Source organism: Lysinibacillus antri, from assembly GCF_003977595.1.
Taxonomy (GTDB): Bacteria; Bacillota; Bacilli; order Bacillales_A; family Planococcaceae; genus Ureibacillus; species Ureibacillus antri.
This window is the reverse complement of the sequence record NZ_RYYR01000014.1, coordinates 18,581-45,032: the sequence shown is the minus strand read 5'-3', so window position 1 is coordinate 45,032 and position 26,452 is coordinate 18,581. Positions and strand designations below refer to the sequence as shown.

19 protein-coding genes and 1 riboswitch are annotated in these 26,452 nt (G+C 35.3%); of the genes, 16 read left to right on the top strand and 3 right to left on the bottom strand.

All coding sequences use genetic code 11. The features are described from left to right. The first annotated feature begins 75 nt into the window (after nt 1–75). The 3 genes from ku to EK386_RS11540 all read left to right on the top strand — a co-directional run bounded on the left by ku (nt 76) and on the right by EK386_RS11540 (nt 2,153). Complete coding sequence (gene ku / locus EK386_RS11550; RefSeq protein ID WP_126659323.1) at nt 76–909, top strand: non-homologous end joining protein Ku; 834 nt, start codon at nt 76–78, stop codon at nt 907–909. Between the two features lie 264 nt (nt 910–1,173). Beyond that, nucleotides 1,174–1,653: a YusW family protein gene (locus tag EK386_RS11545; protein WP_126659322.1), complete on the top strand. Its 480-nt coding sequence runs from the start codon at nt 1,174–1,176 to the stop codon at nt 1,651–1,653. A 128-nt stretch (nt 1,654–1,781) separates the two neighbouring features. After that, nucleotides 1,782–2,153 carry a DUF423 domain-containing protein gene (locus EK386_RS11540; RefSeq protein WP_126659321.1) on the top strand — a complete coding sequence of 124 codons (372 nt, stop codon included), beginning with the start codon at nt 1,782–1,784 and terminating at the stop codon, nt 2,151–2,153. Between the two features lie 54 nt (nt 2,154–2,207). On the opposite strand, the gene EK386_RS11535 is transcribed toward EK386_RS11540, so the two are convergent. Beyond that, complete coding sequence (locus tag EK386_RS11535; protein ID WP_126659320.1) at nt 2,208–4,166, bottom strand: methyl-accepting chemotaxis protein; 1,959 nt, start codon at nt 4,164–4,166, stop codon at nt 2,208–2,210. A 537-nt stretch (nt 4,167–4,703) separates the two neighbouring features. Here EK386_RS11535 and EK386_RS11530 point away from each other — a divergent pair. The 4 genes from EK386_RS11530 to EK386_RS11515 all read left to right on the top strand — a co-directional run bounded on the left by EK386_RS11530 (nt 4,704) and on the right by EK386_RS11515 (nt 10,029). Next, entirely contained in the window at nt 4,704–5,414 is a 711-nt protein-coding gene (locus tag EK386_RS11530) for an EAL domain-containing protein (RefSeq protein ID WP_126659319.1), read from the top strand. Nucleotides 5,415–5,457: 43 nt separating this feature from the next. Next, nucleotides 5,458–7,209 carry a methyl-accepting chemotaxis protein gene (locus EK386_RS11525; protein ID WP_342774255.1) on the top strand — a complete coding sequence of 584 codons (1,752 nt, stop codon included), beginning with the start codon at nt 5,458–5,460 and terminating at the stop codon, nt 7,207–7,209. 102 nt (nt 7,210–7,311) lie between these two features. After that, nucleotides 7,312–8,484 (top strand): endonuclease Q family protein, encoded by a 1,173-nt coding sequence (locus EK386_RS11520; protein WP_126659318.1) that lies wholly within the window; start codon nt 7,312–7,314, stop codon nt 8,482–8,484. Nucleotides 8,485–8,628: 144 nt separating this feature from the next. After that, nucleotides 8,629–10,029, top strand: a complete 1,401-nt coding sequence (locus tag EK386_RS11515) for an S-layer homology domain-containing protein (RefSeq protein WP_126659317.1) — start codon at nt 8,629–8,631, stop codon at nt 10,027–10,029. Nucleotides 10,030–10,587: 558 nt separating this feature from the next. Here the strand turns inward: EK386_RS11515 and EK386_RS11510 are convergent. After that, a complete protein-coding gene (locus EK386_RS11510; RefSeq protein WP_126659316.1) occupies nt 10,588–11,334 on the bottom strand; it encodes an alpha/beta hydrolase in 747 nt (248 codons plus the stop codon). A 196-nt stretch (nt 11,335–11,530) separates the two neighbouring features. Between EK386_RS11510 and EK386_RS11505 the strand changes: the two genes are divergently transcribed. The 9 genes from EK386_RS11505 (at nt 11,531) to EK386_RS11465 (ending at nt 25,373) form a co-directional block, all read left to right on the top strand. Beyond that, nucleotides 11,531–12,415 carry a LysR family transcriptional regulator gene (locus EK386_RS11505; protein ID WP_126659315.1) on the top strand — a complete coding sequence of 295 codons (885 nt, stop codon included), beginning with the start codon at nt 11,531–11,533 and terminating at the stop codon, nt 12,413–12,415. A 52-nt stretch (nt 12,416–12,467) separates the two neighbouring features. Next, complete coding sequence (locus tag EK386_RS11500) at nt 12,468–13,340, top strand: tetratricopeptide repeat protein (protein WP_126659314.1); 873 nt, start codon at nt 12,468–12,470, stop codon at nt 13,338–13,340. A 277-nt stretch (nt 13,341–13,617) separates the two neighbouring features. Beyond that, nucleotides 13,618–14,889: a globin-coupled sensor protein gene (locus EK386_RS11495; RefSeq protein ID WP_158674417.1), complete on the top strand. Its 1,272-nt coding sequence runs from the start codon at nt 13,618–13,620 to the stop codon at nt 14,887–14,889. 283 nt (nt 14,890–15,172) lie between these two features. Beyond that, nucleotides 15,173–16,561 carry a protoporphyrinogen oxidase gene (hemG, locus tag EK386_RS11490; RefSeq protein WP_126659312.1) on the top strand — a complete coding sequence of 463 codons (1,389 nt, stop codon included), beginning with the start codon at nt 15,173–15,175 and terminating at the stop codon, nt 16,559–16,561. A gap of 80 nt (nt 16,562–16,641) precedes the next feature. After that, nucleotides 16,642–16,740: riboswitch (SAM riboswitch) on the top strand. A 175-nt stretch (nt 16,741–16,915) separates the two neighbouring features. After that, nucleotides 16,916–18,763, top strand: coding sequence for a bifunctional homocysteine S-methyltransferase/methylenetetrahydrofolate reductase (locus EK386_RS11485; protein ID WP_126659311.1), 1,848 nt, complete (start codon nt 16,916–16,918; stop codon nt 18,761–18,763). Next, nucleotides 18,756–22,187, top strand: a complete 3,432-nt coding sequence (metH, locus tag EK386_RS11480) for a methionine synthase (protein WP_126659310.1) — start codon at nt 18,756–18,758, stop codon at nt 22,185–22,187. Before EK386_RS11485 ends, metH begins: the two co-directional genes overlap by 8 nt. Nucleotides 22,188–22,498: 311 nt before the next feature. Then, a complete protein-coding gene (gene desA / locus EK386_RS11475) occupies nt 22,499–23,551 on the top strand; it encodes a Delta(5) desaturase DesA (protein ID WP_126659309.1) in 1,053 nt (350 codons plus the stop codon). Between the two features lie 84 nt (nt 23,552–23,635). Then, nucleotides 23,636–24,763 (top strand): sensor histidine kinase, encoded by a 1,128-nt coding sequence (locus tag EK386_RS11470; protein WP_179966029.1) that lies wholly within the window; start codon nt 23,636–23,638, stop codon nt 24,761–24,763. A gap of 1 nt (nt 24,764) precedes the next feature. Continuing rightward, nucleotides 24,765–25,373, top strand: coding sequence for a response regulator transcription factor (locus tag EK386_RS11465; RefSeq protein WP_126659308.1), 609 nt, complete (start codon nt 24,765–24,767; stop codon nt 25,371–25,373). A 57-nt stretch (nt 25,374–25,430) separates the two neighbouring features. Here the strand turns inward: EK386_RS11465 and EK386_RS11460 are convergent, their stop codons facing one another. Beyond that, nucleotides 25,431–26,408, bottom strand: coding sequence for a proline dehydrogenase family protein (locus tag EK386_RS11460; protein ID WP_126659307.1), 978 nt, complete (start codon nt 26,406–26,408; stop codon nt 25,431–25,433). Nucleotides 26,409–26,452: the final 44 nt, after the last annotated feature.

The window sequence follows — 26,452 nt, the reverse complement described above, 5'->3', positions numbered from 1 at the left end:
ATGATGATCTATTTAATCAGTTATACATAGAAAGAACAATCTATTCGCATAATAATGAAAAGAGGAGTGATTTTAATGCATACTGTTTGGAAAGGTAGCATTAGTTTTGGTCTAGTGAACATTCCAATCAAGCTCCACGCCGCAACGGAAAGTAAAGATATACAGTTAAGACAATTACATAAAGCATGTAATAGTCCAATTAACTACAAGAAGACCTGTCCAGTTTGCGATACGGAAGTAGGTAATGAAGAGATTGTTAAGGCTTATGAATATGCCAAAAATAAATATGTAGTGTTAGATGCTGAAGAACTTGAAAACCTTAGAAAAGAAAACGAAGACAAAGCTGTAGAAATTATAGAATTTGTAAAACTAAAAGAGATTGATCCCATTTATTTCGAACGAAGCTATTTTCTTGCTCCAGACAGTGGTGGAAAAAAAGCTTATGCATTATTACGAGAAGCATTAAGTAATTCGGGGAAAATAGGCGTTGCAAAAATTACAATTCGTTCAAAAGAGCAACTCGCTATTGTTCGTGTCTATCATGATACATTACTAATGGAAACGATTCTATTCCCAGATGAAGTGCGAAATACTGCTGAAATACCAAATATGCCAAGCACAGAGAAGGTTACAGAAGAGGAATTGGATCTAGCACTCATGCTGATCGAGCAGTTAACAGTACAATTTGAACCGGAAAAATATACGGATGACTATCGAACGGCTTTATTAGAACTCATTGAGAAGAAGAAAGCAGAAAATGCTACTGTCACTGCAACTGAGAAAGAAACAAAGCTTCCATCTGGTATGACAGAATTGATGGCCGCATTGCAAGCTTCACTGGATAAAACGTCAATAAAAAAGAAACCTACTACAAGGAAGAGAAAGACAAAACCAAAAAAAGAAGCGTAAAAGAGAATGGACAAGTATCTCTTCTACGCTTTTTATTTTTATCTTGCAAACCAAAGCCCCATAACTACCGCAACAATTTCAATGTTGACTACCCCTTCACCAATTAATCTCGCCTCTAATCTAACATAAGGTAAAGTTATAAAGCCAATTATTCCAAGACTGGAATATTCCTGGATTTTACCACCACTTTTTAACATTAGTTTGGATAAAATTTAACTTTATGGAGAAAATATGATGAGACAACTTTAGAAGGAGAGAGTAAAAATGAAGTACGCGAAAATTCTTATTGTTCCATTTTTAGTAGGCGCGTTGTATGGATGTAATGACAATGATGTCGATCAAGATGAACTGGTGACAGAAACGAACCCCGCAACTGAAACAAATCAAACAGATACAACTAATGATGATCAAGAGAATGCAGAAACATCCTATAATTTCACGCATTTTGACTTAGATGTAGATTATGCAAATGATGTATCCTATGATGTTGAATATACTATGAACCAAAATGGTACAACGGCAGAAATTGATGATGATGCGAATAAAGTGGAATTAAAAGGTGACGAAGCAAATAATCAACTTGCGGGATACTTCGAGTCGCTCACATTTAATGAAACGTCTTCAGATGAAGATGTAGTAAATCAAGTCATTACAGCCTTTAAATTAGATGAAAATTATCAAAACCTTAAACTTGAAGTAAAGTTTAATAATGGCGACGTAAAGCGATATGAGTTTAAAAAGTAAATAATACTAAAAAAGGGGCTATCGGTATGCCCCCTTTTTTATTAGTCAAAATAGCATTTTATTGTAAGGAGAGAGTGAACGGGATATAGTTTGAGAGAGTAGAGTATACATAGAAGGAGTGTTTTCGTTTGAATAACTTTTTAATATTAGGGGCATTACTTGCATTTTTAGGTGTAGCGCTAGGTGCCTTTGGAGCGCATGCTTTAAAGGATAAATTTGCAGAACCGCGATATGCTCAAAATTGGAATACAGCTGTACAGTACCAAATGTATCATGGTTTAGGGATACTATTAATAGCAATTTTATCAATGGATTCGTTACTAGGTGCTACTTCGTTACTTCGATGGGCCGGCTACTTAATGTTTGTTGGCGTACTGTTCTTTTCTGGTAGTTTGTATGTTCTATCAATTACAGGGATTAAGAAGCTAGGTGCAATTACTCCAATTGGTGGGGTATTCTTTTTAGTAGCATGGATCTTCATTATAATTGAAGCTTTATAATTTAAAAACTGCCTTTAAGAAGAATAGATACTCTTAAAGGCAGTTTTAGTTTAGTTATAATTTAAAATGTTGTACTAAATCATTTAATTCATCAGATAAAATAGAGAGCTCTTCTGTACTTTTTGTAATTTCTTCAATTGAACTGTTAAATTGTTGGGTTGTTGCAGCGGTTTGCTCGACCGCAGCAGCCGTTTCTTCTGAAATGGAAGCAACATCGTCAATCGTTACGCTCATATGTTTGGAACGCTCCATGTTTTCGGATAAGTCATGAGTAATGAATTGGATTTTTTCAACCATACCAGATATAGAGTGAGTAATTTGTTGAAAAGTTTGTTCAGTAGATTGAATTTGCTCATTCCCTAGTTTTATTTCGGAATAACCATCCTTTAAAGAAGTTTCCACTAATTTTGTTTCATGTTGAATGGACGCAACAATGTGGGTGATGTTTGAAATGGAATTGGATACTTGATCCGCTAATTTTCTCACTTCATCTGCCACAACAGAAAATCCTGCACCATGTTCTTTTGCACGTGCCGCTTCTATCGCTGCGTTTAGTGCAAGTAAATTGGTTTGGTTAGCAATGTCTTGAATTATGGTTACTAACGTAGAAATTTCTTTTGTTTGTACTTCTAAGTTTTGCATCTTGTTAACAGCTTCGATCATAATACAGTCAATTTTTTGCATCTGCTTACTAGAAGAATGCATTAATTGTTTTCCGGTATTTGTGTGCTCAAGAACTTCATTGGATAGGTAATTCATTTCAAGCCCATTATTATTTGTATACTGGATTGATGTAGAAAAATCAGTAGCCATGGAAGCTAAATCGGTCATGTTATTCGCCTGACTATCAGCTCCTGCAGATATTTCGTTCATCGTGAAAGCGATTTGTTGTGACCCTGCATTGAACTCGTTTGCCGCTTCTTTTAACTCGTTGCTTTGTGTCGCCACTTGTTTAGAAGCATCTGCCACTTTTTCAATTGTTGTATAAATATTTGTTTTCATCTGATGCGTGGCATTCAATAGATGTCCTATCTCATCTTTGCGAGTACTTTCATATGTATTCACTTGTAAATTTCCATTTGAAAGTTCATCCATCGTATCGGCTAATTGTATAATTGGTTTTGATATGGAACGGCTAAACAGAATGGATGATATAACAACGATTATAATTGTTAGCGCCACTAAAATTGTTGTTACGACTAAAATTTGCTGTTTAACATTAGACATAACAGAAATATTTTGATTGATTCCAATACCACCAATCACCTCTGCACCAGTTGGGTCATAGAGTGGAACGATTGATTCCAGTGTATCATCCTGTTGATGTGTGGAGATGTTGCCTTTAAAAATATGGGTTAGAACTTCTGAATCAAGCTGCTTTACATCAGATGTAGCGGATGAATACATGACAGAACCATCTTGGTTATACAAAGTAATTATTGTTCCTTCAAGCTTGCTACTTAACTTCTCAATAAAGTTACTGTTTATACTCGTTTGAAGTGTACCAATTATTTTATTGTTTTCTACGATAGGTGAAAAGGCTCTTACAGAAAGACCGCTTTTTCCATACTCAAACCCAGAAAGTGTCTCTCCCTTCAGTGCTTTTTGAATAGCCCCTACATCACTTTTGTTGTCACCATATTCGAGTGGATTATGACCTCGTAAAGCAACCGTCCCATCGACCTCCCCAAGCTCAAATACAGTTAGTTGATGCTCATCTTGAAGACGTTGGAAAATTGGATTGATTGTATTTAATAGTTCACTACGACTGCCTGTTTTAAAACTACTTACTATTTGAGCATTTTTTGAATAGCTAGAAGTAATGGCTAATAAATCCTTTGAGATCGTATCCAATTCATATTGAACATTATGAATCATTTTTTGTTGTTGATCTTCTATTAAAAAAGATAACCCTTTATCTGTAACGAAAAAGATGATGGATGTGGCAATAACTAATGGAATGATAGATAGTGTCAGGAAAATAGAGATTAATTTGGCTTTAATACTAGTCATTCCTATTTTGATTCCTCCTTTAGCTGAAAATTTTCATAATATAATAAGTAAATAACCTATGTTAATTTAACATAATGAATAAATTGGTGCTATTACAAGAAATGGAAGTAGTTTAGAAAGTTGCGCCATTTTCAAATTAGTATGAAAGTAAAGTCTTTTAATTTATAGATATTTAACAGAAAGGAAAGAAATTATCAAATATTCTACTAAAAGTGAAGGTGGAATGGGTAATAATAATTATATGTATTTCATTGGATTAAAAAAATAAAGTGACTGTGCTGAAAAATACTTAAATTTAAATAATATATTGAAAATTAAATATATTAATTCTATAATAATATAGTGTTTTGGAAGATAATTCAAAAAATCGTTTTAAGTTAACCTATCCATACATGTGGTAAGGGAACATACATATTATAGAGGTGAAAAAATTTTTTTGTATCCATACTGGTAAAAATGTAATGGGTAAAAGTGATTATATATTTAATTTGAAATATAAAAAATGAAGTATATAGTAATGGGGGGATTTTTCTATCGATGGACAATATCCATAATCTTATTCGAGAAAATAGACTATTTAGTGAATATCAGCCGTTAATTAAATCAGATAATGAGAAAATCTTTGCGTATGAAGCGCTTATGAGAACAACGCCTTGGACGAACCCGTTAACAGTATTTGAACAAGCTCGTGAACATAATCTTTTATTTGAACTAGATACAGTTTGCATTATGAATGCGATCAAAGGGTATCCAAAGGAGTACTTAAGCAAACATCTATTGTTTATCAATATATTTCCGTCAACAGTAATTCACGATAAATTTGAAAGTTTTTTAAAGTCGGTTAGTGAGGCTTTTCCAAAATTGAAAAATAGAATTGTTTTCGAAATCAATGAAACAGAAAATGAACAAAAACTTTGGTGGCAAACTCAATTTTTAAATCGTTTAGTTTTATTAAAGAGATTTGGTTATAGTGTTGCGTTTGATGATTTATCTATATCAAAGGCATCGTTAAAGAAATTGGAATTACTAACGCCCGATTTTGTGAAACTAGATCATACAAAGGGTAAGGATTTATCACAGTCAGTTGCAAAACAACAATTGATTTCATTGTTTTTAGAATATACCAATGAAAAAATGAAGCTGGTATTAGAGGGGATTGAAGAGAAAGCAGATTTAGAAGTGGCTAGAAAATTAGGAGTTCCTTTATTGCAAGGGTATTATATCTCAAAACCGAAAAAATTATCTTAAGAGAATATGAAAATAAATTAAACATAGAAGGGTGGGCAAAAGGGTGGTACGCAAAATACTAGCACCAACCATTAAGGCAAAACTAATAATGATTTCCTTAGTTTTATTAATCGTTCCTATGTTGATATTAGGAGTGTTTAGTTACCAAAAAAGTGAAAAGGGCTTAAATGAACTAGGTAAAACCAATTTACAAAACAGTGTTTCAATGACAATTGAGATGATTAATACTTTGAATAAAGAAGTTGAAAAAGGTAATATTTCATTAGAAGATGCACAAGAGCAAGTGAAAATAATGATACTAGGTGAAAAGGATTCGGAAGGGATTCGACCAATTAATTCGAATGTTGATCTAGGCGAGAATGGTTACATCTTTATTGTTGACCAAAAGGGTGTTGCAGTTGCGCATCCAAATAAAGAAGGAAATAATCTTTGGGATTTAACGGATACAAATGATAAAAAGTTGATTCAAGAAATGATCGCAATTGGTGGGCAAGGTGGAGACTTTGTTTACTACGACTATCCGTTAATAAATAATGAAGATCAAATTGAAGAAAAGGTATCCTTCTCCCAAACGGATTCTAATTGGGGTTGGACAGTAAATGCAACTACATACATGATGGATTTTCATGCTCCAGCTAACGAAATATTGACTGCTAATTTATACGTATTGATTATTTCGCTAGTAGTAGGTTTCATTGTCATCTGGTATTTCGCAAATAAAATCTCTAGACCAATAAAGTCTGTAACAGAACACATGGACTATTTAGCGAATGCTGACTTAAGTCAAGAATTGCTTCAAATCAAATCGAAAGACGAGACAGGTCAATTGGCGAACGCTATGAATGATTTACAAACAAAACTGAAAGCCATTATTGAAGGCATTTCAACGGATTCACAAGTCATTACAAGCCATAGTGAAGAGTTAACTCAAATGGCAGGGGAAGTGAAACAAGGTTCTGAACAAGTCGCTGTGACGATGGAGGAACTGGCTTCAGGCACTGAAAAACAAGCAGATCATGCGAGTAGCTTATCTTCTATGATGACTTCCTTTACAAATAAAGTATTAGAAGTAAATGAGTATGGGGAAGAAATTCAACAGTCTACAAATGAAGTATTAATGATGACAAATAGTGGTAGTGAATTAATGGAATCTTCCACAAATCAAATGGTGACAATTGATCAAATTGTAAGAGAATCTGTTCATAAAGTGAATAGTTTAAATACACAAGCGCAAGAGATTTCAAAATTAGTTGTAGTCATCAAAGATATTGCGGATCAAACGAATTTATTATCTTTAAATGCTGCCATTGAAGCAGCAAGAGCAGGTGAACACGGGAAAGGTTTTGCAGTCGTAGCTGAAGAAGTACGAAAACTTGCAGAACAAGTGGGAAGTTCGGTAACGGATATAACAAATATTGTAGCAAATATCCAAAATGAATTTAATGAAGTCACAAGTTCGTTACAAATTGGTTATAAAGAGGTAGAAGAAGGAACAAACCAAATCCAACTAACGCAAAAAACCTTTGTGAATATTAGTGCATCGGTAAATGGAATGGTTGATAATATTCACTCGATTGTATCCAACTTGTCAACGATCGCATCGAGTAGCCAGGAAATGAACGGATTTATTCAAGAGATTGCAGCGATTTCAGAACAATCAGCCGCTGGAGTTGAACAGACAACTGCTGCTTCTCAACAGACAAATAGTTCTATGGAAGAAATTGCAGGTAGCGCGGATCAATTAGCGAAACTTGCGGAGAATTTAAATGGTATAGTAGGTAGATTTAAATTGTAGAAATAGTCCCTAAGGATAGTGGTCATCACTGTCTTTAGGGTTTTTATAATTTCACTAAAAGTTACTCATACTAATCTTATATTTAATGAGGATGTGAATGCGATGTTCCAAACCGTTTATGCTGACCTACATATACATATTGGGCGCACTAAATCTGGTAAACCTGTCAAAATAACGGGTAGTAAAAATTTAACATTAAAGAATATATTAGATACCGCAAGTAAACGGAAAGGGTTAGATTTAATCGGGATTATTGATTGTCATTCCCCTGAAGTCATACAAGAGATAGAAGAGCTTTTGGAACAAGGTAAGATGTATGAGTTGCAAGGTGGTGGCTTACGTTACGAATCGACAACATTAATTCCTGGATCAGAAATTGAAATTTACGATGAGAATTGTCATGGTCCTATTCATGTACTTGCCTATTTTCCTACCTTAGAAAAAATGAAGCACTTCTCTAAATGGATGAGTAATGAGTTGAAAAATATTCATTTAAGTTCGCAACGGATTTATTGTGATGGGCGTACATTACAACGAAAAGTGTACGAGCTAGAGGGGATATTTATTCCTGCTCACGTTTTTACACCATTTAAAAGTCTCTATGGAAAAGGAGTAAAGAGAAGTCTTACAGAAGTGTTCGATTCAAATTTAATCGATGGAATTGAGCTTGGATTAAGTTCTGACACTTATATGGTCAATGGGATCAGTGAGCTTGACCGCTACATCTTTGTTACGAATTCAGATGCCCATTCATTAGGGAAGTTAGCAAGAGAATATCAAAAAATGCAACTTGCTGAAATAAGTTTTCAAGAATTAAAAATGGCACTTCATGAAAGAGACGGGCGAGGAGTACTTGCCAATTATGGGCTAAATCCATTACTCGGAAAATATCATGAATCAGTTTGTGCCAATTGTAGTGAACAAGTTGTTGAGGAAAATCCTTTAATGTGTCCCCACTGCGGTAAATCACAATTTATTAAAGGTGTGGCAAAAAGAATTAAAGAATTATCGGATATTACGGAGCCTACGAGAAAACGACCTCCTTATATCCATCAAATTCCACTTGATTTTATACCGGGGATTGGACCAAAGACGATCGATAAACTGATTAATGCTTTTGGAACAGAAATGAATATTTTACATGAAGTCTCTTTAGAACAATTAGAACAAGTAATCCCAAGCAAACTTGCCAACACACTTCATTTAGCGAGGAGTGGAAAACTTGCAATCACTGTTGGGGGTGGGGGAATCTATGGGAAAATCGACCAAAGTTAAAAAATTACTATGAGATGTCGAACAGTGCCGACATCTTTTTCATATTAAATAAATAATTCATTTGATACATACTCTATTACTAACTTACTATATAGTATATGGTGGTGGAAATCTTTACAATAAAATAGGGGGCGAGAATGTTTTATGAAATTTATGATGAAGTTTAAAGCACTATTTGCATTCATCATGGTACTAGGATTAGTTCTTCCAGTAGCAGCAGTAAATGCGGATGAAGTCAATAGTACAGAAGAGCGCTTAAATTATCTAGCGTTAGGGGATTCACTAGCTGCAGGTATGAATGATCAAGGGGCCATTGCAAAAGGTTATGCAGACTATTTTGCAATTGGGTTACAAGAAGCTGGTGAATTAAATTATAATAAAGGTTTTGCAGTACCGGGTTATAAAACTACAAATATTTTAGAAGATTTAAAATCGAATGTTCAAAAACGAATCTATAACTTAGAAGGTGAGCAAGAAGTAACAGTAGATTTAAACACTGCTGTTAAAGAAGCCGATGTTATTACAATTAGCGTTGGTGCTAATGATGTGTTGGCTTATATTAAAAAGGACCCACAAACAGGACAATTTAAATTTGATTTACAAGAAGTAGCAGCTGGTATTAAAAGTGTTGGTCAAAACTACCATGCAATTTTATCAGCGTTAAAACAAATTAATCCTGAAGTTGAGATTTTTGTAATGGGTTACTATAATCCATACCCTACTTTAGAGGCGTACACGCAACAATTCACATTATTAGTAAATGAATTAGATAAAGCTGTAGGGCAAGTAACAGAAGCAAATGGTGGTCATTTTGTAAAGGTAGTAGAAGAAATTGCCGCTGATTATAAGACGCATGTTCCAAACCCGGCAAACATTCATTTAAGTGATGCGGGATACCAAGTAGTCGGGAACAAGTTCTTAGAATCTTTTGCTACTCTTGCAGATGAAGAAGAGGCAACTGAAGAACCTATTGAAGGTCCGGTATTTACAGATCTTGCAGGACATTGGTCAGCAGAGTATGTAAAAGCGGCAGTTGAATATGGTGTGATCTCTGGGTTTGAAGATGGAACATTCAAACCAAATCAAGCAGTAAATCGTATTCAAATTGTTTCAATTATTGGTCGTAGTTTAGAGGTGCCTGGACAAGCAGTTGAAGTACCATTTGTGGACATTTCAAACTATTCAGAAAAAATTCAAGCAGAAGTTGCTAAAGTCGCTGGGCTTGGTATCGTCGTAGGAGAGAAAGGTTATTTTAAACCAGAAGATAAAGTAACGCGTGCACAATTGGCGGTTATGATTTCTCGAGCGTATACTGCCACAACAGGAGAAACATATGTTCCAAAACAAGTAGCGCCGTTTAAAGATATTGCAGGTTATAATGAAGAAACTCAAAATGCGATTACTTTACTTTATGATTTAGGCATTGTGCAAGGGACAGGTAATGGCGCGTTTTCACCATCTAGTGATGTAACAAGAGCGCAGGCGGCAAAAATCATTTTAGGGTTCTTAACACTACCTACTGAACAAGAGTTAGTAGTGAATTAATAGTAAGTAAATTAGGAAAATCCATCACTGTACATTTAAAGGGTGCTCTTGTAATGAGAGTTACCCTTTTTCTGTTGAGGAAGAAAGTGATTTAGGAGTTTGGATAAAATAGAAGATTAAAAACTATATAAAAGCTCTAATATAAACTAACATAGTATCTAAAAATGGTTGTCTAGTGAGAGGACTTAGCACACAAGCCGCAAAGCCACGTTGTACGTGTCTTTACGACTTGTCCCTGTGCTTTGTGAAAGGTCCTCTCACATCTAGTAATACCTACTAAACTTTCTGTACTTTTTTCGCGGCGTACAGTGGTAGGCCGCGCTTTCTTAATTTAGGTTAAATACCGGTGTAATTGCAATAAATTTCATCATTTAGGACTGTTCCTTTTCAAAATAAAACAAGCTGCAATTTAAGACGGGGATCTTAAACGCAACTTGTTTTTAAAGGGATGTATGTCACTAGGACATATATTTTATTAGCAAATTGGGGAATTTGCTAGGGGATACATTAGTAATATGGACAAGTTTTTCAAATTTCATATCAAGAAATTCAAAAAAATTATTCATTCCATTTTAGACCTTCGAAGAAATGATAAATTTCTTCAAATACTAATTCTTTCTCTTGGTCTAAAGTTAAAATATGACCAGAGTTGATAAAGCTTTTGACAGATTTAATGCGTGACTTGACAGAATTGTAAATCAGGTCAGCACTTTCGCAATAATAATCATCATCACGCAGTCCGCGTAAAATATGAACGGGTGTTTGAATTGTTTCTAATTTAGAACTTGTATCGTTAATCATACCTTGTAAATAAGATAATGAAGGCATTACATATTTTTTTGCTATTTCTTGTGGTTGATCTTCTTGTTCGTTAAAAGTACCAGATAATTTTTTATATTTAATCGTGTAATCGATAATGCGTTCTTGTAAACTATCCGTGCTCTTTGCTAATGCTGGTGCGCTCATCGCAACAATCGCTTTTGTTGGGCGTTCTTCACCAAGTTTTAATGAGAAAATACCACCAAGTGAAACACCTGCTACTGCGATTTCAGCGTAGCCACGATTACGAAGTTCGTCGTAACCTTCTAAAACGCTATTCCACCATTCAATTGGATTTGTTTCAATCAATGTTTTTGGATCTCCACCATGCCCTTTATATAATGGTGCGTGCACAGTGTAGTTACGTTCAGATAAATATCGACCTAAACGTTTTACATCGTTTGTGTTTCCTGTAAAACCATGAAGTAAGAGTACGGCGCGGTTACCTTTCTCAATTGTAAATGGTTTTGGAGGAATGATTTTCATTTGAATTTGTCTCCTTTTTGAACTTGATTGTGACAAACAATCGAATATTTTCGTTTTCTAGTTGTTTTTTTTAGTGAATTTTGATATTCAAATCTATTGATTAAGCTTATTATAGGGTTAACGAATACATAAGTACAATCTATTGTTTTTATCATTATGATTACTAAAAGTTATCAATTAGAAAGAGGTATTCAAAATGGAGATTCAGCAACTAGAGTATTTTAAAGTTGTTGCTCAGATGCAACATATGACCCATGCTGCAGAAGAATTGAACATTTCTCAACCTGCGTTAAGTAAATCCATTTCAAATATTGAAAATAAAATTGGGGTACCTCTTTTTGACCGACAAGGACGCTCCATTACATTAAATCGCTATGGCAAACTATTCTTAAAAAGTGTTGATATCATATTAGAGGAGTATGAAAGAGCGCACCAAGAAATTGGCGGACTCGTCATGCCAGGTTATGGTGAAGTCGCTTTTGGATTTATTCATTCGCTTGGGATGGAAGTGGTCCCGGAATTAATGGCAAAAATCCCGCGAAAGTATCCAAATATGAAATTTTCCTTAACGCAAGCAGCTTCTTTTAACTTGCTGAAAAGACTAGAAGAAGGAGCTATTGATTTATGTTTATCGCAACGAATTGAATCAAAGGCAGTAAAAATCGATTGGATTGAGCTATGGAGTGAAGAATTATTTGTCATTGTTCCTAAGAATCATCGTTTTGCAAAAAGGGAATCCATAAGATTAGAAGAAATAAAAGGTGAGCCGTTTGTTTCAATTAAACAAGGAAATGCACTTCGTCAAATCGTGGATAAGTTTTTAAACGAGGCGGGTATTACAACAAATATTACCTACGAAGGGGAAGAAATGCATACAGTTGCTGGATTTGTTGGGGCTGGACTAGGTGTTTCGCTCATCCCGAATATAAAAGGAATAAACGAGTACAATATTTGTAAAATTCGTGTGAGTGACCCAATTTGTGAAAGGAGAATTGGTGTATCGTGGGTAGAGGGACGTTATTTATCACCTGCAGCTACCCAATTTAAAGAGTATTTAGTTGAAATTTATAAGGGGAAATAACCAATCCCAAATCATTAGTGAAATATATAAACTTATAAAGGTGTAGATTACTTTGTCTAATAGTTCTGCTGGATTTGAGCAATTAATACATGAAAATTTCCATCTATTTACTGATGAAGAAATACAAGAAGCTATTACGCTCTATCAACCTGCATTAGCTGGTCATGTTGAGGCGATGCTAGAAGTTGCCCATATTTATTGTTTATGTGACCAACATCGATATGGCGTAGAATGGTATAAGAAGGCTGCAGATATTGGAAATACAACGGCTATGTATGAACTGGCTAATTGCTACTTTGAAGGATTAGGGGTAAAAGAAGATTACACAGAAGCTTTTCATTTATATAAGGAAGCAGCAGAAAATGGTCATGCAGATGCTGCAAATAATTTAGCGGATATGTATTTAAATGGTGAAGGTGTTCCAGTTAATGAGAAAGAAGCGTTCATTTGGTTTCAAAAAGCTGCCGCAAACAATGTAATGGAAGCAATGTTTACCCTTGGCATCATGTATGAGCAAGGAATCGGAATTACAATAGAGGATGAAAAAGCTTTTGAATATTATATGAAATCAGCAAAAGCAGGGTATGAAGATGCCCAATATCGCATAGGGTCCATTTTCTTAGATGGTTTACTTGGCCAAGAGAAAAATATTCCACTTGCACTTGAGTGGTTTGAAAAGGCAGCAGCTTCCCACCATATAGATGCAATTTTTAATCTAGGCTTTTTATATGAAAATGGTATGGGTGTCCCTAGAAACGGAAAAAAAGCACTATACTACTATAAAAAAGCGGCACTTCTTGGGGATTATCAATCTAAACTAAACATTGCTTTGATTTATGAACATGGTATTGATGTACCGAAGAATAAAAAAACAGCAGCTAAGTGGCGCAAGTTAGCAATGAATCAAATGAATAGGATCGATTAAAGCTTTCGGAGGATTTCCGAGAGTTTTTTATTTACATTAAATCTACAAATATTACATTATAATGTAAGTTTAAAAATAATTTCAGCAAAATAAACTGGACTATTGAATCATGCTGTTGAATATAAAATAAGTATCAATTTCTTCTGATATCGAGTTCATTTTGCAAGAACACTGCTACTCCTAAGTTTGGGAAAGGAAACCCCTCGCTTTAAGAAGCTTGATCTAGGCAGATATAAAAATACTTTTGAAAGAAGTGTGAATGGTGCTATTTAATAAAATGCGCAAACCAACTTCGATGAATCTGAATGATATTAAGGTTGAGATTGATACGACTCAGACAAAATATACAAATCAATTGCAATTGCTCAATCTGACTGAGCAAGATTTGAAATATTTAAAAGTGTTCAAACCGTATATACAAGAAAAAATTCATACGGTTGTAGATCATTTTTATAACGCACTTTATGTTGAAGATTCTTTAATTCAAATCATTGATAGAAATAGTTCAGTAGATAAACTAAAAGTAACCTTAAGGAACCATGTTTTAGATATGTTCAATGGGGTTATTAATAAAGAGTTTTTTGAAAAACGGAAGAGAATCGCGCAAGTCCATGTAAGAATCGGTTTAAAAACACAATGGTACATCGGCGCATTTCAAAATTTATTGATAACCATTATTGAAATAGTCCATCAAGATGTAAAGGATCCAAACGACCAATTATATTTAATTAGAGCGATAACGAAAATGTGCACTTTCGAACAACAACTTGTTCTAGAAGAATTTGAAAATGTGGTAGAGGCTTATAAAGTGCAAATCCAACGACAAAAGGAGCAAATCAGCCAATCCATTATAAAATCTACTGAAAGTCTAGCTACTGTTTCTGAACAAACAAATGTAACCTTTCATTTAATTAATGATCAATCTCAAGAGATGACGAGTTATGCTATGAAAACGGCAGAGTTATCAATTTCAGCTGAAGAAAAAGCGAAAGTTGGTAAAATAAAAATAGTCAATCAACATCAAAATATGTTAAGTATACGAAATACTATAGACGACATTTCATCTAATATTAGTGATTTATTAAGGGTGACCAATGATATGGAAACGATTATAGGGATTGTCACAGGGATTGCCGACCAAACCAATCTGTTATCACTAAATGCCTCCATTGAAGCGGCTAGGGCAGGAGAGTATGGAAAAGGATTTAGCGTTGTAGCAGAAGAAGTGAGAAAACTTTCGGATCAAACGAAACAGTCGGTTGAATCGGTAGAACATCTTTTGAGTAAGAATAAGGAACACACTATAAACTTGGTTGATTTGCTAGAAAGAGTAAATGAGGAAGTTCAGTTAGGTGAAAAGAGTATGAACGAAACTGAAGAGCAATTTTCTCAAATTTTAAATGTCGTAAATGAATCAAAGGTACAAAGTGAATTAATGAAAAAAGAAATTGAGCGATTACATGGAGTAATTAGTGAATTAGCTTCATCCTTTAATGAAGTAACTTACTCTGCAGATCAATTAGCATTAGTAGCAAAGGATTTAGAGTGAATTCGGGTGCTTAACTTTATATCTTAATTTAGAATGGGGTGTCCAGAAAGCATTACACTTTCCGGGCACCTATACTTCTGGTGGTATAATATTGTTAAAAATCTTTACTCCTGCGGTAGTAACAATAAATTGTTACATCCTCGTCGCAAAGGGAGCGCTCGAAAATCACTTTTCGGACGCTCCCTTCTGTCTAAATATTGTAATACATTCAAGCAGTTACTTTTCTGTGAAAAGGTTTATACTAGAGAGGAGAATATTTTTGAGCGTGTAGGGAGTTGTAATGATGAAAACTGTTGTTGTTGTTGGTGGAGGGATAACGGGCCTTTGCACAATGCATTATTTAAAGAGGCAAGCCGAGAAAATGAACATGCCTGTTCGTCTTGTATTGGCAGAGAAGAATGCTTATCTTGGTGGTAAAATGCATTCGATTCAAGAGCATGGATTTATTATGGAAACAGGAGCAGACTCAATGGTTGCACGTCATCCTAGTGTGCTTAACCTTATAAAAGAGCTGGAATTTGAATCAGAGCTTGTATATAACGAAACTGGAATATCCTACATACATACAAATAATGAGCTACATGCTATTCCAGCAGGATCGACCTTTGGAATCCCTATGAGTTTGGATTCTTTGTATGCAAGTACATTAATTTCAAATGAAGGGAAAAAACGAGCTTTAAAAGATTCGGAACTACCAAACACGAAGTTTACGAAAGAAAGTTCTATTGGTGAGTTTTTAGAATACTTTTTGGGGAAAGAAATTGTAGAAAAACAAATCGCACCAGTATTAGCCGGTGTTTATTCAGGAGATTTATATCAACTATCGCTGGCTTCTACACTCCCCTACTTAGTAGATTATAAAAATGACTATGGTAGTATTATGAAAGGTTTCGAGGCGAATCGAGAACAGTTTGAACAAGCAGCGAATAAAAAATTCATATCTTTCCGAAACGGATTATCTTCATTAATGAATCGATTAGAGGAATTACTTCCAGAGGTTGAATTCTACAAAAATACTTCAACCGAAAGAATTTTAAAAATTGATCATGGCTATGAAGTGACATTTAATAATGGAGAAAGTATTTACGCTGATGTCGTGGTCCTTGCAGTTCCAAATACAGTCGTTCGAAGTATACTAAATGATTCGCAATTAGATCGTAATTTCGGTAAATTTACAAACGGCTCTGCTATCACAATGTATTTAGGGTTTGATATTCCGGATACTGTGCTACCAAAAGATGGTACAGGGTTTATTGTATCGCATAATAGCGATCTTGTTTGTAATGCTTCAACATGGACAAGTCGTAAATGGAAACATACGTCTCATAATGGAAAGCTATTAGTTCGGTTATTTTACAAAAGTAATAACCCAAAATATGAAGAGCTAGTTGCAATGTCTGATGAAGAGCTAACACAAGTAGCGTTAGAGGATATCCGTCTTAGCTTGAATATTGAAGAGAAACCAATCGTTGTTAATATTGAAAAGTGGATTGATGCGATGCCAAAGTATGACCTTGCGCATAATGAGGCGTTGCAAGAGACCATTGAAGATATGGAAAAGAACTATCCGAATGTCTTTATTGCAGGCTGTTCTTATTTCGGTGTCGGTATTGGTGCTTGTATTGGAAATGGTAAAAATACTGCAGAAAAAGTAATAAAAGCGTTGAAGTAGTACGATTTATTATAAAAATCTGTAAACTATATTGACTAAATCGGAATTAACAGATATGATTCAATTTAACATATTAATAACACTTATCAAGAGAAGTTGAGGGACTGGCCCTATGAAGCTTCAGCAACCAACGAATCGTAAGGTGCTAAATCCAGCAGGCGATAGCCGATAGATAAGGAGGAAATCAGATAAAGATTACAAGCCTTCTTTCAAAAAAAGAGGGCTTTTTATTTGTTATAAAATTGAGAGTGTGGCGTTTGATTCATCTAGTTTATCAAGATCTGGGCGAGCGCCTTACGCTTTTCTAATAAGTCGGAAAATTTTTTAAAGTATATTTATTTAGGAGATGAAAAAATGGGTCTACTTGAAGCGTTGAAATCAAAGGTATTAACAGCAGACGGCGCAATGGGTACGTTGTTATATTCATATGGACTGGATCATTGTCATGAAGAGATGAATATTGTAAGACCAGAATTAATTGAAAAGATTCATAGTGAATATATTGCAGCTGGAGCAGATGTGATCCAAACGAATACATATGGAGCCAATGTCATTAAGCTAGCGCGTTACGGACTAGAATCAAAAGTTCAAGAAATTAACGAAGCAGCGGTAAGGTTAGCGAAAAATGCGGCATCAAGTGGGAACCAGTTCGTCATCGGTTCGATTGGTGGAATTCGTGGTGTACGAAAAAATGAAGCAACTTTGAACGAAATTTTAGATGCGATTCGTGAGCAAGCAGAAATTTTAATACAAGGGCAAATCGATGGTTTATTGCTTGAGACGTATTACGATTTTGAAGAGCTTACTGAAACAATTAAAATGTTACGCGATTTAACGAGCTTGCCGATTATTGCACAGGTGTCCATGCATGAACCAGGTGTTTTGCAAAATGGCATGCTGTTAAATGATGCACTACAAGAATTAGAAAGACTTGGAGCCGATATTGTTGGGGTGAATTGTCGTTTAGGTCCACACCATACAATTCAAGCATTTGAAGGTGTTGAATTACCACAAAAAGCCTTTTTATCTGCGTACCCAAATGCTTCCTTATTAGATATTGATGAAGGTCGTGTCATCTATGAATCTGAAATAGATTATTTTGCACGTGCAGCGATTCAATTGCGCAACCAAGGAGTTCGGTTAATCGGAGGATGCTGTGGTACAACGCCAAAACATATCGAAGCCGTAAAAAAACAATTAGAAAAATTAACACCATTAGAGGAAAAACAAGCGAAGCAACAACAAATTGTATCTATTCAAGAACCAGACCCTACAAGACAAGAACCACTCCATGAAAAAGTGAAGCGTGAGCGTTCGGTGATTGTTGAACTAGATACACCGCGTCATTTAGAAATTGACGGATTCGTTGAAGGTGCAAAGTCTCTTTATAATGAAGGGGCCGATATTATTATGATGGCGGATAATTCATTAGCTTCGCCACGTATCAGTAATATTGCGATGGGTTCAATTTTGAAATTGCAACACGGTATTCGCACAATGCCTCATATTACATGCCGTGACCGTAATTTAATTGGTTTACAATCTCATCTAATGGGACTAAATGCATTAGGACTTCATGACATTTTAGCGGTAACGGGTGACCCAACAAAAGTAGGCGATTTCCCTGGTGCAACAAGCGTTTATGATGTGTCTTCTATGGAATTAGTATCTTTAATTAAACAACTAAATGAGGGAATTTCCTTTTCAGGTAAAGCGTTACGTAAAAAAGCTAATTTCTCTGTTGCAGCTGCATTTAATCCAAATGTTCGTGTATTAGATCGCGCAGTCAGTCGATTAGAGAAAAAAATCGAGCATGGTGCGGATTACTTCATCTCGCAACCGGTATATTCATCAGAGAAAATTGAAGAAATTTATGAAGCAACAAAACATTTATCAGCTCCAATTTATATTGGGATTATGCCACTAACAAGTTTCAGAAGTGCTGAGTTTTTACATCATGAAGTGCCAGGTATTAAATTATCTGATGAAGTGTTAGAAAGAATGAAGGCATGCGAAGGGGATAAAGTACGTGAAGCAGCTGAAGGTGTAGCAATTGCAAAAGAATTGCTTGATACGGCTACGAAACACTTTAATGGTATTTATTTAATTACACCATTTTTACGTTACGATTTAACAATACAATTAATGCAATATATCAAACAACTTGATAAGCAAAACGAAGGAGTTAAAGCAAATGTATAACCATCTGATAGAAGAGCAATTACAAAAACGAATATTAATTATCGATGGTGCAATGGGAACAATGCTTCAACGAGAAGATTTAACTGCAGACGACTTTGGTGGAGAAGAGTTAGAAGGATGTAATGAAAACCTTGTACTAACAAGACCAGATGTACTGACAAAGATCCATCGTGCCTATTTAGAAGCAGGAGCAGATATTATTTGTACCAATACTTTCGGTGGAACGCCATTAGTATTAAATGAGTATGGTTTAGGGGAAAAGGCAGAGGAAATTAATAAACGTGCAGTTGAATTAGCTTTAGAGGCAGTAGAAGAATATTCAACAGAAGAATGGCCTCGTTTTGTTGCAGGCGCAATTGGTCCAACAACGAAAACTTTGTCGGTAACGGGTGGTATTTCGTTTGATGAGTTACATGAAAACTTTTATGTTCAAGCAAAAGCCTTAGTTGAAGCAGGCGCCCACTTAATCTTACTTGAAACAAGTCAGGATATGCTAAATGTAAAAGCAGCTTCACTTGGTATTAAACGTGCCTTTGAAGAGACTGGAAAACAACTACCTGTCATGGTTTCGGCAACGATTGAGCCAATGGGTACGACTTTAGCAGGGCAAACAATTGAAGCATTTTATATTTCCATTGAACATATTCAACCTTTATCAATTGGTTTAAACTGTGCAACTGGTCCAGAGTTTATGACAGATCATATACGTTCACTTTCTGACTTATCTACGAGTTATATTAGTTGTTATCCAAACGCAGGTTTACCAGATGAGGAAGGGCATTATCATGAAACACCAGACTCTCTATCCATTAAATTACGTGGATTTGCGGAAAAAGGTTGGTTAAACATTGTTGGTGGTTGCTGTGGTACGACACCAGATCATATTAAAGCGATTCGTGAAGCAGTAGAAGGCCATGAACCGCGACCAATCCCAGCAAAAACACACGGTCATGCTGTTTCGGGAATTGAACCTCTATTATATGATGACTCAATGCGTCCACTATTCATCGGTGAGCGTACAAATGTAATCGGTTCTCGTAAGTTTAAACAGTTAATCATTGACGGCAAATTTGAAGAAGCCGCTGAAATTGCCCGAGCACAAGTGAAAAATGGTGCTCACGTAATTGATATTTGTTTAGCAAACCCAGACCGTGATGAGCTTGAAGATATGCGCAACTTTATGCAAGAAGTCGTGAAAAAAGTAAAGGTTCCATTAGTAATCGACTCAACGGATGAACGCGTGATCGAGGAATCATTGAAGTTTTCACAAGGGAAAGCGATTATTAACTCCATTAACTTAGAAGATGGGGAAGAACGTTTTGATGCAGTTATGCCAATCGTAAAAAAATACGGTGCATCCGTTGTTGTTGGAACAATTGATGAAGAAGGTATGGCTGTTACAAGAGAACGTAAATTAGAAGTAGCAGAAAAATCATATCAATTGCTAACGGAAAAATGGGGACTGGCACCAGAAGATATTATTTTTGACCCACTTGTTTTCCCTGTTGGAACAGGAGACGAGCAATATATTGGTGCGGCAGAAGAAACAATTGAAGGAATTCGCCTTATTAAAGAAAAATTCCCTAAAACTCTTACAGTACTAGGCGTAAGTAATGTTTCATTTGGTTTACCTCCAGTAGGTCGTGAAGTGTTAAACGCCGTATATCTATATCACTGTACACAAGCAGGACTTGATTACGCGATTGTTAATACTGAAAAATTAGAGCGTTATGCGTCAATTCCTGAAGAGGAAATCAAGCTTGCAAATGATTTAATCTTTAATACAAATGATGAAACGTTAGCTGTATTTACTGATTTTTATCGAGATAAGAAAAAGGAAAAGCAAGTAGCCAACATTCCAGATACGGTTGAAGGGCGTTTAGCTTATTACATCGTCGAAGGAACAAAGGAAGGGTTAATTCCAGACCTTGAACTGGCAAGAGAAATTTTTGAATCGCCTTTAGATATTATTAACGGACCATTAATGACAGGTATGGCTGAGGTTGGTCGTCTGTTTAACGATAACCAATTAATCGTTGCAGAAGTATTGCAAAGTGCAGGGGTTATGAAAGCGGCAGTAGCACACTTGGAACAATACATGGAGAAAGCTGAAGACAGTTCGGGTAAAGGGAAAATCGTCCTTGCCACAGTAAAAGGTGACGTACATGATATTGGGAAAAACCTTGTTGATATTATTTTAAGTAATAATGGTTTTAAAGTTGTAGATTTAGGCATTAAAGTAACACCAGCACAATTAATTGAAGCAATTCGCAAAGAAAAGCCTGATTTTGTTGGGCTATCAGGATTACTTGTAAAATCAGCACAACAAATGGTCATCACTGCACAAGACTTTAAAGCAGCCAACATTGATGTGCCGATTTTAGTAGGTGGAGCAGCTTTATCAAAACGATTTACAGAAACAAAAATAGCGGCAGAGTATGATGGTCCGGTGATTTACGCAAAAGATGCGATGCAAGGATTGGATCAAGCAAATCGCTTAATGGATGTCAACGAACGGGAACAGTTCTTCCAAGAAATTAAAGAATCCCGCGAAAAACGTCTACTTGCAGATGAAAAACGTGCAGCACGTCCTGCCAAAGAAGCACCAGAAAAACCAGTCAGAACGGTGAAAGATGCGGAAGTTTATGTACCGAAAGATTTAGATCAACATATTAAGAAAAATTATTCAGTGGCCCATTTACATCCATATGTGAATATGCGTACGTTAATTGGGCATCATCTAGGTTTAAAAGGTAGTGTAGAAAAACTTTTAGCTGAAAATGATGAGCGAGCAACACAGCTATATGATTTAGTAAACGAATATTTAACTTCGGATTTACTAACACCATCTGGCATGTATCGATTCTTCCCAGCACAGGCGGACGGAGACGATGTGGTGATTTATAGTCCAGAAGATAGTAAAACAGAAATTGAACGATTCCAATTCCCACGTCAAAAGGAAGCGCCGTACTTATGTTTATCAGACTTCTTAAAAACGGTCGAAAGTGGCGAAATGGATTATGTAGCATTAATGGTTGTTACAGCTGGTAAAGGTGTAAAAGAGATCGCTGAACAATTTAAAAATGATGGGAAGTTTTTAGAGAGTCATGCATTACTTGCTACAGCATTAGAGCTTGCAGAAGGCTTTGCTGAAAGACTACACCAAGAAATTCGTGATGTTTGGGGCTTCCCAGATGCGACTGACTTTACAATGCGTGAGCGTTTTGCAGCAAAATATCAAGGTCAACGTTTCTCATTTGGTTATCCAGCATGTCCAAACCTAGAAGACCAAGAAAAACTATTTAAGTTACTAAAACCAGAACAAATTGGAGTTCAATTAACAGAAGGCTTTATGATGGAGCCTGAAGCAAGTGTATCAGCTATTGTTTTCGCTCATCCAGATGCTAGATATTTTAATGTTTAATTAGAAGTAAATATATTCAATTAAAAAAGATGATGTCTAGAAACTACACTTTCTGGACATCTACGCTTCTAATAATAAAATATTGCTAAAAAGCTGTACTCCTGCGGTAGTAACAATGAATTGTCATTATCCTCGTCGCAAAGGAGCCGTCCAAAATGACTTTTTGGGCGGCTCCTTTTCTAATGCATACATCTATCATATTGTCACATGACATATGTAATATATTATTTGTGATGTTTGCTTCTACACATCATGATCTCATTTCTTTAAGATGATAGTAGATAGTAAAGAAGGAAAGAAGGTATATTACATTGACGACGAATGCAGAAAAAACAAAGCAGTTACGTAAAGAGGTTCAACCCTTTGCAAAGTCCGACACAGGAAAAAGTGTTTTTCAAATATTTAATACAATTGTACCCCTTTTAGTGATTTGGGCAGCGGGTTACTACTTAATTCAGTTTTCACCATGGTATACAGTGGCGTGTAGTGTATTAGCGGCTGGGTTTGTAGTTCGAACGTTTATCATTTTCCATGATTGTACACATGGTTCATTTTTCAGTAATAAAAAAGCAAATGATATCGTTGGGAATATTACAGGGCTTTTAACATCATTCCCATATCAAAAATGGAAACGCGAGCACACAATTCACCATGCAACAAGTTCAAATTTAGATAAACGCGGTATTGGTGATATCGATATGTTAACTGTTGACGAATACCTTGAAAAATCAAAACTTGGTCGTTTAGGCTACCGTTTATACCGTAATCCAATCGTGATGTTTGGTTTAGGACCACTTTTAATGGTTCTTGTATTAAATCGTGTGAACCGTAAAGATGCAAAGCAAAAAGAGCGTTTGAATACGTATTTTACAAACATAGCATTACTTGCAATCTGTGCGACTTTAATTTTTGTATTTGGTTGGACAACATTCCTATTAGTACATGCCATTACTTTATTTATCGCGGGATCACTAGGAATTTGGTTATTCTATATCCAACACACGTATGAAGATTCGTACTTTGAATACGATACAGAGTGGGATTATGTAAAGGCAGCAGTAGAAGGTAGTTCATATTACAAATTACCGAAAATTTTACAATGGATTACAGGGAATATCGGTTTCCACCATGTGCATCACTTAGCACCACGAGTACCAAACTATAAATTAGAAGAAGCGCATGAGTCAATTCCACCACTTCAACGAGCAACAACAATTACTTTAAAAACAAGTGTTGAGTCAATTCGTTATAAATTATATGATCCAGAGCGTAAAAAGTTTGTATCGTTTAAAGAAGTTGAAGAATTAATTCAATTACGAGAAAAATCAATGAAATCAAAAAATATGAAAGCCATCTCTAAATAAGAGGTGGTTTTTCTATCGCTTAAAATAGGATAATCGGAAGTATTTGTTATACTATAAGAAAAATATGAAATTAAGGAGGGGGACATGAGAAGCTGGTATACGATTTTACCGAAAAATCCATGGATTAGTATTTATGTTTGGATTATTTTTTGTATCATGCCTTTTTACTTTATTATTCGTTCCTATTCAATCATTCAAATTTCTATTGGGATTTTGTTAATATTGCTTTACTTTTTATCTCATCGGTTTTCGTTTAAGTCGAAAAATGGACTTGTCTATATGTGGATAAGCTTTGAAATGGTATTAAATATTGCCATGACACTCATGTATGGATATGTTTATTTATCACTATTTACGGCCTTTTTCATTGGCAACATACGAAATACTGTTGGATTCTTTATCATGTATGGCTTACATATTGGCTTTACAGTCGTATCGATTGTTGCTGGCTACTTTATTGATTTGGATTTATTCCTATCTCAAACACCATTTATTATTATTACGGTAATTGGGGTTGTATTATTGCCTTTTACTTTGTATAGCCGAAACAAACGAGAAAATTTAGAAGGTGAGCTTGAAACAGCTAGGGAACGTATTGAAGAGTTAATCATCGTGGAGGAACGTCAGCGAATTGCGAGGGATTTACACGATACATTAGGTCAAAAGCTTTCGATGATTGGGTTAAAAAGTGATTTAGCCAGTCGACTCGTGACGAAAAATCCAGAAGAAGCCATTCGAGAAATTAAAGATATTCGCCATACTGCGAGCATAGCATTAAAAGAGGTAAGAGAACTTGTAGCAGATATGCGAGCTGTTAAATTACATGAAGAAATCATTCGAGTGGAGCAAATATTAAAAGCTGCTGAAATAGATTATGAAATTTTGGGGAATACAAAAACATTAAATATTCCGGTGTTAATGGAAAATGTATTAAGTATGTGTTTAAAAGAAGCAATCACCAATGTTGTAAAGCATAGTGGTGCAACAAAATGTAAAATAACAATCGAACGAAATTATAATGAAATTAAGCTATGTATTATCGATGATGGAAAAGGTTTTAATGACAAACTAAACATTGCTGGAAATGGATTGAAGGGGATGCAAGAACGTTTGGAATTTTTTAACGGTTCCCTTAAAATAGATAGTAAGTTAGGTACAAAAATTTCAATTAGTGTGCCACTAGCCATAACACACCAGAAAGGAAATGAGTGAAATGATTCGAATTGTAATAGCAGAGGATCAGGGAATGTTACTCGGTGCAATGAGGTCACTGCTGAATATGGAAGATGATATGGAAGTGGTCGGGCTTGCTAAAAATGGTGAAGAGGCAGTCGAACTAGTAAAAGAACAGAACCCAGATATTTGTATTATGGATATTGAAATGCCGGTAAAAACAGGCCTGGATGCTGCAGAAGAATTGCATGCGAGTAGTGATTGTAAAATTATCATTCTAACAACTTTTGCGAGACCAGGTTATTTTGAACGAGCAAGAAAAGCAGGTGTGCGCGGCTATTTATTAAAAGATAATCCAATTGAAGAATTAGTCCATTCGATTCGTGTGATTATGGATGGACGGCGGATTTATGCACCTGAACTTGTAGATTTTGTTTATGAAGATGACAGTGAAAACCCATTAACAGAACGTGAAAGCCAAGTGCTGGAATTAGTAGCTGAAGGGAAAACAACGAAAGAAATTGCAGCAGAACTGTATTTATCAGCCGGGACTGTGCGAAATTATATCTCAACTATATTAGATAAACTTGGAGTAGGGAATCGCATCGAAGCCATTTCTCGTTTTAAAGAGAAGGGCTGGAATAAATAGTGGCTATCTATAGATGAAAGGGTTGTTCCAGCAAATTTGGAACAACCCTTTTATTTATTATTTCGATTTCTTTGTTAAGCGGCCTAAAACAAATGCTGCGGCAGTTAAACCGATCAACGTATTTGTTTTCTTAGTAAACACTTGTTTTGTTACAAGGTTTAAGTTTTGTGGTCTTTCTGCTAGACGGCGCATGAAATAGCCATACCAGTCGTCACCAAATGGAACATACGTACAGAAATTATATCCTTCTTTAGCAAGCTCTAATTGCATTTCTTTACGGAAACCATAAAGCATTTGGAACTCGAACTTGTCATTTGAAATATCATGATCTTTCACAAACTGTTTTACATGATTAATGACATTATGGTCGTGCGTTGCAATCGATGTAAATTTACCATTTAGTAAGTGGTATTCAATTAAATCGATAAAGTTTAAATCGATGTCATGTTTATTTTGATAGGCTACTTCAGCCGGTTCTTTATAAGCACCTTTTACAATACGTAGACGGAAGTTTTTGTATTTCTCGATATTTTCAGCAGCGTTAAAGAAATATGCTTGAATTACTGTGCCGACGTTATCGTATTTTTGAGATAATTGATCTAATAAATCAAATGAAGGTTGAAGACGATCGTAATCTTCCATATCTAAATTAATATGCATTTTGTATGTTGAAGCAAGGTCTACAATTTCCTCTAAGTTTCCATAACAGAAATCGTAATCGATATCTAAACCAAGTTGCGATGGTTTTAAAGAAATGTGTGCATCTACGTCATTTTCATGAATTGCCTGAATTACTTCTAAAATACGCTCTTTTGCTTTTGTCGCTTCAGAACGTTCAAATACAAATTCACCAAGGTTATCCACAGTACAAGAGATTCCTTGTGCATTTAATTCTTTAATGCTTTTAATGACTTCTGGAATATTTGTACCTGCTACGACACTTTGTGCACCAAGTCGAAGTCCATATTTTTGCGCTGCACTATTTAATAATTGATTTTCAGATAGGTTAATAAAGAGATCACGTAATACTGGCATAGTTGGAACCTCATTTCATTTTTTAAAATATTATAACATACAGT